Genomic DNA, 11,063 nt, shown 5'->3' on the forward strand with positions numbered 1-11,063 from the left:
GCGCAAGAGGGCTCCGTGGACGCCTCTTGCATGACCCGCCAATCGCGGTGCCGTGGAAGATAGGCTTGCGGGTTAATCACCTTGCGTCGAGGTGACCAGCCGTCCATTGGCGTCGCAGATGAGTAGGTGCGCCACACAAGACTGATCTTGCGCAACGAGAAGGGTTTGATAACTTGACGAAGGAACGCTTTGTTATTTCTCGGAGGCGTACCGGCTTTGGTGATTGCCTCTGGTCGCTGGCGTCAGCCTGGTCGTACGCGCAGCGGACCGGGCGGACGCTCGTCATTGACTGGCGTGGTTCCTGTTACGTCGACCAACCGTTCAGCAACGCCTTTCCGGTGTTCTTCGAACCGGTTGAGGACATCGCTGGAGTGCGGGTGATTTGCGATGACCGGGTCAACCGGCTCTCGTTTCCCGGACCGTTCTTCCCGCGGTGGTGGAACAGGCCATCGATCGACTGCATCAATCGTCCGGATGAGCAGATCTTCCGGGAACGTGACGAACTGACCGAGCTGTTCCAGGCAAGAGAAGATAGCGAAGCCAATACCGTTGTCTGTGACGCTTGCCTGATGTGGCGTTGTGGCGAGGAAGCCGAACGACTGATCTTTCGGAACATCAAGCTGAGGTCTGAGATTCGAGCGCGGATCGACGCGTTGTATGAGGAACACTTTAGCGGCCATAGCATCATCGGCGTTCACGTTCGGCACGGCAATGGCGAAGATATCATGGAGCATGCGCCGTATTGGGCCGATTCGGAGCTCGCCCTTCGTCAGGTCTGCATGGCAATCCGTAAAGCCAAGGCTTTGCCATACCCGAAGCCTGTAAAGGTCTTCCTGTGCACGGACAGTGCACAGGTGCTCGATCACGTATCGGGTCTGTTTCCCGATGTCTTCGCCGTCCCAAAGCGTTTCCAGGCGGATCGGGCAGGGCCCTTGCATAGTGCGGAAATGGGAATTGAAGGTGGAGCTTCCGCTCTCATCGACATGTATCTTCTTGCGCGATGCGCTAGCGTGATCCGCTTTCCCCCCACCAGCGCCTTCACGCGCTATGCCCGTCTGCTCGTGCCGCGCATTATTGAGTTCGATCTGAGCAATCCGGAGCATTTGACCATGATCGATAACCCATACGAGCATTTCGCGGCTTCATGAAATGCCACGAATCTGCTCAAGCCTGAGCAATGGTCGGCTAGATCATCAGCCTGATGCGGACTTCGACAGCATCGAGTTTCGCAACGTATCGCAGAAACGGTGGATGGCGACTTCCGGCGGCAGGCGAGGCCTGACCGGCGCACAACCACGGATGCGGTGCGGGTGGTAAGGCGAACGCCTGCGAAGCGTAGGCCAATGCTGGCGAGCGCCGGCGGCCTTGCCCCGCGCAATGCTTCGGGTCGTCATGTGTAAGTCGAATCGTGCGGAAAAGATTATGGTCCTTATCATCGGCTGGCCAGACGGTGAAGAGCACGGCAATGGTGGTCCGGGCCGCCGAGAAATCTGACGTAGCGGACAGTCACGTCAGAATGTCCCGGCAGCAAGGAGGCGCGTCCGGTAGATGGATGGCCTTTGGAGGGCAATCCGTTTGCGTTGCGGTCAGCTCGTTTCTTGACGACCGCCTTGTTCATGCGCCTCTCGCAGAGGCCTTTCGGACGGATGTGTGATGAACGGCGCGGCCGGCGGTCCATCGATATTGCTCCAGAGCCGCATTGCGCCCGTGTACGATGGCTGAGAACAGCTTGGACGAACTGGCCATCGATCCTGATTTCCGCCAAAGACGGCTGATCTATCTCCGCCAAACCGAATGAGCCACAGACCGCCCGTGGAGTGCGACGCAGTCAGCTCGCCCTGGAATCACCAGTCTCTCGGCTCGAAAACGTCGCGCGCGCGCATTCGGCAGCGCCCGGGAGCTCGACGCCCGTTGCTGCGGCGTTGCTGCTGTCGAGAAGCAAACAGGCCAGATGTTCGGAACCTGCCATTTGGGTCGCAAAGTGCGCCCCTGGTGCCCTGCATGGCTCTGGCCCGGATCCTGCACCAGGTGCACAGCCGAGGGGAGCGGAAGGGAGCCGCGTGTGAGTCTAGGTCTACCAGATGACAAAGCGGTCGCAGCTCAATCGTCGGAAACGGACCCTGGCGGTCCAATTCACGCCGATCGAGCGCGCCGCCCGCTGCGTAAGCGGAAGACGCTGGTATTGACCGGGGCATCGCGCGGTATCGGTCGCGCCACCGGAAAATTGTTTTCGGAAGCCGGTTGGCGAGTCATTTCTTGCGCGCGCCAACCATTCGACGCGGTGCGCTGCCCGTGGACCTCAGAGGACGACAGCTATATCAAGGTCGACCTGAGCGATCATCGGACGCTGCCGCGCGTCATTGCCGAGATCAAGGAGTGCCTTGCCGGCGCACCGTTGCACGGACTGGTAAACAATGCCGGAAACTCACCGAAAGCGGCAAACGGTACCCGGCTGACGTCGCTGGCGACCTCGGTCGATACCTGGATGAGCGTGTTCCACCTCAATCTGGTGGCGCCGATCCTGCTCGCTCAAGGTCTGTTCGATGAGCTAAAAGTGGCTTCAGGCTCGATTGTCAATGTGACTTCGATCGCCGGCTCGCGGGTGCATCCATTTGCTGGCACGGCCTATGCGACTTCGAAAGCTGCGCTCGCTTGTCTCACGCGCGAAATGGCACACGATTACGCCGCACATGGCATTCGCGTCAATGCGATCGCGCCCGGCGAAATCAAGACGGACATTTTGTCGCCTGACACGGAAGCGCATCTTGTGCCAAAGATCCCACTTCGCCGGGTGGGTACACCCGAAGAGGTCGCCAAGGTCATTTTCTTCCTATGTTCAGATGCGGCAAGTTATGTCACTGGCGCCGAAGTGCCGATCAATGGCGGGCAACACTTATAAGTGAATCCGCCCCCTGACGAACCTCGGCTAATCTGAGCTTCATCGATGGAAGTCATGTTGGCCGGGGCGAATCCGCGCAGCGAGTTGGACAGAATAAAGCGACAAATCTAGTCACTGTAAGTGCTGCCGACGTACCATGAAGAGGCGTGATCTCTCACCCCGCCCCGAGAACTGGATGTCAAATCGAGGGGGGCATGCAACACGAGTCCAACAAGTCCGATCAAGGTGATGGGGAGGATCAAGAAAGGAACGGAGAAGTCGTTATGCTAGACAGCGTTTCTCTACGCGAAAACCCAAACTCAACCTCCGACGCGGACCCCTCCGCTTGTATTGTGCCGTCGCAAGAGAAATCGCTAAGCACGATCTTTGAAATAGCGCACACGCTCACCGGCCTGTCCCGGCTCGAAGCCAAGCTGGAGAGCGTCATCGAGCGTCTGCCGTCGCTCGTGCAGATGCGGCGCGGCATCGTGTGTCTTTTCGATCATGACGGCGTGCCCGAGATCATCGTAGACGACGACCGGAGCGAAGGTCGCGATGAGCGCTGCGCAGTGCGCTTGGCACACGGAGCAATTGATCAAATCGTGACGTCGGGGCGGCCGCTCATCGTCGAGAATGTAGCGCTGCATTCGGCCTTCAGTCCTTCCGACGTCGAAATGCTAGATGCCGCCGGTAATACGCGTGTTGCTTTCATCGGCGTTCCCATAGACATTGACGAGAAAGTTGTGGGTACGCTGAGCATTGACCGCATCGCGGACAACGGGACATGCGCGCAGCTCGAGGACGACCTCCACCTGCTGACCATGATCGCTAGCCTTCTGGGCCAGACGGCGAAGCTGCATTGCTTTTTTGTGCGCGATCGCGGGCGCCTTATGGACGAGGAGTTCCGGCTGCAGAAGCAGCTGTCCGAGCTCAAGCCTCATGGGCGGGAACGTAAGAAGGTTCAAGTGGACGGAATTATCGGCGAAAGCCCGGCGCTGCGCGCGTTACTTGAGAAGATCGAGGTGATTGCAAAATCCAACAGCACGGTTCTGCTGCGTGGCGAATCGGGTACCGGAAAAGAGCTGGTCGCGAAGGCTATTCACGAGCGCTCAGCGCGCGCCAAACGGCCATTTATCAAACTGAACTGCGCAGCCCTAACTGAGACGGTGCTGGAATCCGAATTGTTCGGCCACGAGAAGGGGGCCTTTACGGGCGCATTCAACGCGCGCAAGGGTCGCTTCGAGCTCGCCGACAAGGGAACGTTGTTTCTAGATGAGATCGGCGAGATCTCGGCGTCGTTCCAGGCGAAGCTCCTGCGCGTGCTTCAGGAGCAGGAATTCGAGCGGGTGGGCGGCAATCAGACGATCAAAGTCGACGTTCGCGTGATTGCAGCCACAAACAAAAATCTAGAAGAGGCGGTGGCAAGAAAGGAGTTTCGTGCCGATCTCTATTACCGCATCAGCGTCGTTCCTCTGCTACTGCCACCGCTGCGTGAAAGACGCACTGATATCCCGCTTCTCGCCGCTCGGTTCTTGAAGAACTTCAACAATGAGAACGGCCGTGCTCTGGTGTTCGATTCAAGTGCGATTGAAGTCCTCATGAGTTGCGGATTTCCCGGCAATGTCCGTGAGCTCGAGAACTGCGTGCAGCGGACCGCGACCCTCGCGCATGGATCGTCGATCGTCAGAGACGATTTTGCCTGCTGCCACGGGCAATGCCTGTCGGCCATGCTATGGAAGTGTGGACCGGAGGAAACGGCGCGACAGCCGAGCCCGACAATCTCACTGCCCGCGAGGCTGAGCATGCCGCCAACAGAAGCTGTAACAGCCGTTCAGCCGGTCAGTAGCGAGCTGACACCGCTGGGGCCACCCGGGCGACCGGTAGTGGGTGCTGCTGCGAAAGTCACTGATCGCGAGCGCGTCATCGCGGCCATGGAAAGATCCGGGTGGGTACAAGCGAAGGCGGCGCGCCTGCTTGGACTAACCCCGCGCCAGATCGGCTATGCCTTGCGAAGACATGGTATCGAGATCAAGCGCTTCTGAACAAAGCGTCGGGCTCGCTTCTCTCCCGTGCTCGGCCGACGGGATAGGAGTGCGTGACAAGAGGCGGTTGCCAGCTCTGGTGCATGAGGCGGATGCCAGCCTTATGCTTTCGTTGGGATTCGCTCGCCGGCGAAGCGTAAGGCCTCTTTACGTCGGACGGTCTTGTCATCGTCTGCTTGCAACGCATTCGCCCTATGAAACATGGCTTGGCGTCGCACCAGCGCGTGATCGCTGTGGCTCCGTTGCTGGCCGTTCCAGATCAACTGAGATCGCGCCCGCTGCGCAGCCCGTCGCAGTCGCGACGAAATGCGTGGGGTGGTATGACACTTGCTATTCGTGGGGTGTCTGCTCAACATCTCAGGAGAAGCATATGCACAGCATCGTCTGCATCAAACAGGTCCCCGACTCCGCACAAATCCGCGTGCATCCCGTCACGAATACGATCATGCGTCAAGGCGTGCCGACAATCATCAACCCATATGATCTCTTCGCACTGGAAGCTGCGCTCGAGCTAAGAGACAAGTTCGGCGGCGAAATCACTGTCCTGACAATGGGGCCGCCGTCGGCCGAAGAATCTCTCCGAAAGGCACTGACATTTGGTGCCGATCGCGCTGTCCTGCTCACCGATCGTAGCTTCGCAGGCTCCGATACGCTGGCGACGAGTTACGCGCTGGCGTGCGCGATTCGCAATATCGGGAGGGAATATGGCCCACCGGACCTCATCTTCACTGGCAAGCAGACTATCGACGGCGATACGGCGCAGGTGGGACCTGGCATTGCAAAGAGACTCGGGATCCAGCAGCTTACCTATGTTTCCACAATCAAGGCGCTGGACGTCAAGGTACGCACGATCGAGGCGGAACGGCGCTGCGAAGGAGGAGTCCAGGTGCTTCGTTCTAAGTTGCCTTGTCTCATCAGTATGTTAGAGGGAACCAATCAAATTCGCCGCGGTGCAATGATAGATGCCTTGAGTGCGGCCCGTGCCTCAATCGTAAAATGGAGCGCTCAAACTGCCGGTGTGGATGACGTGGCCAAATGCGGTCTGAGGGGGTCGCCGACCGTCGTTAAGCGTGTCTTCGCGCCCTCCGCACGCGCGGAGAAGGCGACGTGGGTGGAAGCGGCCGAGCAGCCGGCGCAAGCGTTGATCGACGCCATGTTCAAGCGCAATCCTAAGCTCGAGACGGAGCTCGCACAGCTCGCGCGTGGTACTTCATCCGCGCAAGCTAGCGGCGCGTGAAGTCGCGGCTGATCGGGCCGGGCCACTAATGGCCTTGGTCGTGGTCATGCATTGGCCCGTCGCTCGACTGCACAAGGCAGCATCGCCCTGGTCGAGGGCTCCTCGCAAAATACGATAAGGAGGGTGAACATTCGACTTGCGCATCCGAGCGCCGAGGCCGGTATCGGTCAAGATAGCAGAGGTCTCCTTACGCTATGGTTTGGCTGACCTGCGATACACCAGTTCGCTGGACGAATTCCTGCAGCCTGAAGACGTGTTTGGCAGAAATGCCGGCTGACTTCACCGCTGGAGCTCGCGCGAGGTATGTATCCCTCACGCGAGCTCTGCCTTGTTTCACGTGACCGCAATGTGCGGGCATTATCATCTCGCCGTTCGACCACAGAACGAAATAGAGTGTGGCGATAATGCTCAGCCATTCCCGGTCAACATCAGCGTCAGCTCGTCCCGATACTGTTCCAGATCGCATCGGAAGAACCGTGACCGGCAGAGTGGGCCACGCACCACCGTGAGATCAGCGCAAGGAGAGTCACGCACCAAGTTCACTTCAGTCTTGGGCCGTCAAGGTTTCGATGGGCGCGCGTGCTATTGCGCGGTTACGGCCCTGTTAGACCGCTCGGGTCGCAACGGCTTAGCAACTCTCTTGGTGTTTCCTGGATAAATCGTCAGTGCGGCGATGATGCCGAGCAAAGCTGCAAACATCAACCAGAAGCCGGGCGATGCCTTGTCGTTGGTCCGATCGATCAGCCAAGTCGATGCGAGCGGCGTAAACGTGCCAAAGAGAGCTGCGGCGAGTGCGAAGGCCAAAGAAAAGCAGGTCGTGCGAACGTGCTTCGGCACGATTTCGACCAGAGCGCCCAACATGGCGCCGCTATAGGTGCCAAAATAGAACGAGAACATCATCTCCACTATCAGCATCTTGCCAAAGCTTGGCTCGGTCACAAGCCAAGACAACGCCGGATATACAGTCACCAAGGCAAGGCCGGCAATGGTCAGCAAGACCGGCTTCCGCCCGATTCTGTCAGAAATCGCGCCGCCAATTGGGTTCCAGATGAAATTCGTCACGGCGACCAAAAGCGTCACCAAGAGCGTGTTCTGCGAGGACAGCTGCAATACGTGCTTGCCGAACGTAGGCGTGTACACCGTGACGAAATAGAAGGTCGTGGTCGTCAGCATCGCGATCATCATGCCGAGAATGACAATGCGCCAGTTCGCAACCGTGGAGGCAAAGACCTCGCGGGCCGTTGGGTGATTCTTCATGACCAGAAACTCCGGAGTTTCCTCCAGCGTCCGGCGCAGGAAGAAGATAAGCGGAACGATCAAGCAGCCAAGGAAGAACGGGATCCGCCAGCCCCAGGCGGCAACCATTTCGGCCGGAAGTGCTTCGCTCAAAAAATATCCGATAAGAGCCGCGACAAAGATCGCAACCTGCTGGCTCGAGGACTGAAACGATGTGTAGAAACCGCGGTTGCCAGGAGTGGCAATCTCGGAGAGGTAGACGGAAACGCCGCCAACCTCAACACCGGCAGAAAAGCCCTGCAACAGCCGTCCGAACAGCACGATCGCGGGTGCGGCAACGCCGATCGTCGCATAGCCGGGACAAAAGGCGATGATGATGGTGCCAATGGCCATGATCGAAAGCGTGATGATCAGGCCTTGCCGACGGCCAATCTGGTCAATATAGGCTCCAAGCACGATGGCGCCAACAGGTCGCATCAAGGCACCCAGCCAGAACACACCGAAGGTGTTAAGCAGTGAAGCGGTTTCGCTTCCTGATGGAAAGAACGCGTTTCCGATGGCACTGGCGTAGAACCCGAACAAGAAGAAGTCGAACTGCTCGAGGAAGTTGCCGCTCGTCGCACGTAAGATCGCGCCGATGCGCGATTTGGCATTCGGCGCGTGCGCAATGGACGCTGGTGACATCGCGAGTTTTCCTCTCGGTTTGAAATGGCCGGTACCGGAGAAAATCTCACACCAGCCGAGTGCAGTTTCATGGCCGCGAATCGGCCATCAGGGCACTATCGACCAACCCGTAAGCGCCTGACGTTTCCGGCATATTTTCGGCAATTGCCGCAAACTCGCACAGTCTTTCGGGCTTTATTCCGCTCGCGCGGCAAGTGTGACTCTCAAGCTACTGAAACCTCGGGCAATTCCGGTGACAAGCTTGTTATCTGTGTCGTGGCGGACGCACCAGCCTCGTAACTTGATTCGCCATAGATCTGCGCATGAGTCCCAGCTTCCCGATCATGAACCGGCACAACCAAGTACGCCAAGCGCTGGCGTCGCGCCTGGAGCTGGGCCGCACATCATGATGAGAACTGGCCAGGGCTTTGCGAGCCTTCGATATCTGACCCACGACGATCCCAGGTGGCGCGCTTTGGCTCATTCGACGGTGACAGATTTCGCAAGATTTCGCGGTTGGTCGACATCCGTGCCCATCAAGGTGGCCGTGTGATAGGCCAGGAGCTGCACCGGAATCGCATAGACAATGGGCGTAAATGTCGTCCCCATCTCCGGCAGCACGATCGTCGCGAGTGTATCCATGGACGCCTCTACGGCACCGCTAGCGTCCGTTATCAAGATAATCTTGCCGCCGCGTGCGGCGACCTCCTGCATGTTCGAGATGGTCTTTTCGAAGAGCCGGTCGCAAGGAGCGATGACGATTACGGGAACGCTCTCGTCGACCAAGGCGATGGGGCCGTGCTTGAGCTCTCCGGCCGCATAGCCGGCGGCGTGAATATAGGAGATTTCCTTCAGCTTCAGTGCCCCTTCCAGCGCCAGTGGAAACGACGTGCCGCGACCAAGATATAGCACGTCACGCGATTTGGCGATGTCGCGTGCGAGCTTCTCGATCTGTGACTCGCTGGCAAGCGCCGCTCTGGCTAGCCGGGGAATCTCGATCAGCGCTCGCACGAGATCGACCTCCTCGCTCTCCGACAATTCACCGCGCGCCTTGCCCGCAGCGACCGCAAGCGCCGCCAGGACGACCAACTGGCATGTGAACGCCTTGGTCGAGGCAACGCCGATTTCAGGTCCGGCGAGTGTCTGCAACACTGTCCCGCTTTCGCGCGCAATGGTCGAACTCAGAACGTTCACGATCGAGAGCGTATGCAGGCCTTGCGATTTGGCGTAGCGGAGCGCGGCCAGCGTATCGGCCGTCTCGCCGGACTGCGAGATGAAGATAGCAAGATCTCCCTTGCGCATCGGTGCCTCACGATAGCGAAATTCGGAGGCGACATCGAGCTCGATCGGAATACGAGCCAGCCGCTCGAACCAGTATTTGGCGATATGGCCGGCATAGCCTGCCGTACCGCAAGCCGTGATCGAGATATGTCCGATCTCGTCGAAATCGAACGGAAGCTCCTGCGGCAGTGCCACGCTCTCGGTGGCGATATCGACGTAATGCGCCAGCGTCTGCCCGATCACCTCTGGCTGTTCGTGGATTTCTTTTGCCATGAAATGGCGGTAGTTTGCTTTGTCCACGAGAACCGACGACGCGCCAGATTTCACCACTTCCCGGCGGGCGACTGTGCCTTGTGCGTCGTAGACCACGCTGAAGTTGCGGTTAAGCACAGCCCAATCGCCGTCCTCAAGATAGGTGATCGAGTCGGTAAGGGGCGCGAGCGCGATAGCATCCGATCCGAGATACATTTCGCCTTCGCCATGGCCGATCGCGAGTGGTGAGCCCTTGCGCGCACCGATCATGAGGTCGTGTTGACCCTTGAATAGGATTGCTAGCGCAAACGCGCCCACCAGCCGCGGCAGCGACGCTTTTACTGCTTCCTGCGGCGAGCAGCCACTTTTCAGATATGAGTCGATGAGATGCGCCACCACCTCGGTGTCTGTTTCAGAGGCGAAACAGGCGCCATGCTGTTTCAGATCCGCGCGCAGCTCGCGGAAATTCTCGATAATGCCGTTATGGACGACTGCAACATTGTCCGTTGCATGCGGATGAGCATTGTGCTCGGTCGGCTTGCCATGGGTAGCCCAGCGTGTGTGCCCTATCCCGGCATGGCCTGAGAGCGGATGGCAGCGAAGGCGTGTCTCAAGGTTCCTCAGCTTGCCCTCGGCGCGCCGAAGCTCGATATGATTTCCTTTGAGCGTTCCAATGCCTGCTGAGTCATAACCGCGATATTCCAGTCGCTTGAGTGAATCGATGAGGCGATCCGCGACCGGACCGCGCCCTAAGATACCGACAATTCCGCACATGCTAATCAGTTTACCTCAAGTTCAAAACAGAGCGTCCGCAAGGCGCGGCTGACCAATTCGCTCCAGTCTAGCCGTGCCTGCCCTCCATCGGGCACGCGTCACCCGGCAGTGCGCGAGCTCCGAGCAACACGTGGAGCCCTGTCGAATTCGCCGGAAGATCCTAAAGCAACTTTCTGGGAACCGAACAATGAACGCCATCAGCGGCTAGCAACTGCATGATTCTGTCCTTTGTCCGATGTAGCCAAGAAGGCCTGGTAGGTCTGCCCCATTCCATGTGCGAGCCATGTCCTCGCGCGCCAGCCGAGGCTCGCCAGACGGCTGACGTCGAGCAGCTTGCGCGGCGTGCCGTCGGGGCGTGAGGTGTCGAACGTGATCTCGCCGATGTAGCCGACGACCTCGGCGACGCTGCGGGCAAACTCGGCAATGGTGATATCCTCGCCGGTGCCGATGTTGATCAGCTCCGCACCCGAATAGGTCTTCATCAGGTGCACGCAGGCATCCGCCATGTCGTCGACGTAGAGAAACTCGCGCCGCGGCGTGCCGGTGCCCCAGACCGCGACGCTCCTCGCACCCGCGACCTTGGCCTCGTGGAAGCGGCGGATCAGGGCGGCGACCACATGGCTCAATTCGGGATGATAATTGTCGCCGGGGCCGTAGAGATTGGTCGGCATCACGCTGATGAAGTCGCATCCGTACTGGC

At 58.9% G+C, this 11,063-nt stretch carries 7 protein-coding genes; 4 read left to right on the plus strand and 3 right to left on the minus strand.

Annotated elements, in window-relative coordinates:
- Nucleotides 1–173: 173 nt before the first annotated feature.
- The 4 genes from GWG65_RS37600 (at nt 174) to GWG65_RS37615 (ending at nt 6,157) form a co-directional block, all read left to right on the plus strand.
- Entirely contained in the window at nt 174–1,148 is a 975-nt protein-coding gene (locus GWG65_RS37600) for a nodulation protein NodZ (RefSeq protein WP_275200444.1), read from the plus strand.
- Between the two features lie 983 nt (nt 1,149–2,131).
- Nucleotides 2,132–2,899 carry an SDR family oxidoreductase gene (locus GWG65_RS37605; protein ID WP_275200451.1) on the plus strand — a complete coding sequence of 256 codons (768 nt, stop codon included), beginning with the start codon at nt 2,132–2,134 and terminating at the stop codon, nt 2,897–2,899.
- Nucleotides 2,900–3,162: 263 nt separating this feature from the next.
- A complete protein-coding gene (gene nifA, locus GWG65_RS37610) occupies nt 3,163–4,920 on the plus strand; it encodes a nif-specific transcriptional activator NifA (protein ID WP_275200452.1) in 1,758 nt (585 codons plus the stop codon).
- Nucleotides 4,921–5,290: 370 nt separating this feature from the next.
- Nucleotides 5,291–6,157 (plus strand): electron transfer flavoprotein subunit beta/FixA family protein, encoded by an 867-nt coding sequence (locus tag GWG65_RS37615; RefSeq protein ID WP_275200445.1) that lies wholly within the window; start codon nt 5,291–5,293, stop codon nt 6,155–6,157.
- A gap of 582 nt (nt 6,158–6,739) precedes the next feature.
- Here the strand turns inward: GWG65_RS37615 and GWG65_RS37620 are convergent.
- The 3 genes from GWG65_RS37620 to GWG65_RS37630 form a co-directional block, all read right to left on the minus strand.
- Nucleotides 6,740–8,077, minus strand: coding sequence for an MFS transporter (locus GWG65_RS37620; RefSeq protein WP_275200446.1), 1,338 nt, complete (start codon nt 8,075–8,077; stop codon nt 6,740–6,742).
- A 459-nt stretch (nt 8,078–8,536) separates the two neighbouring features.
- Nucleotides 8,537–10,363, minus strand: a complete 1,827-nt coding sequence (gene glmS / locus GWG65_RS37625) for a glutamine--fructose-6-phosphate transaminase (isomerizing) (protein WP_275200447.1) — start codon at nt 10,361–10,363, stop codon at nt 8,537–8,539.
- Nucleotides 10,364–10,560: 197 nt separating this feature from the next.
- Nucleotides 10,561–11,063 (minus strand): NAD-dependent epimerase/dehydratase family protein (locus tag GWG65_RS37630; RefSeq protein WP_275200448.1); only part of this gene is annotated, 503 nt, incomplete at its 5' end.

The sequence above is a fragment of the Bradyrhizobium sp. CSA207 genome (genome assembly GCF_029051685.1).
Lineage (GTDB): Bacteria > Pseudomonadota > Alphaproteobacteria > Rhizobiales > Xanthobacteraceae > Bradyrhizobium.

What these genes read in the sequence shown, in the direction of transcription:
- GWG65_RS37615 (WP_275200445.1), top strand. Translation starts at nt 5,291, where the DNA reads ATGCACAGCATCGTCTGCATCAAACAGGTCCCCGACTCCGCACAAATC.
- GWG65_RS37620 (WP_275200446.1), bottom strand. Translation starts at nt 8,077, where the DNA reads ATGTCACCAGCGTCCATTGCGCACGCGCCGAATGCCAAATCGCGCATC.
- nifA (WP_275200452.1), top strand. Translation starts at nt 3,163, where the DNA reads ATGCTAGACAGCGTTTCTCTACGCGAAAACCCAAACTCAACCTCCGAC.
- glmS (WP_275200447.1), bottom strand. Translation starts at nt 10,363, where the DNA reads ATGTGCGGAATTGTCGGTATCTTAGGGCGCGGTCCGGTCGCGGATCGC.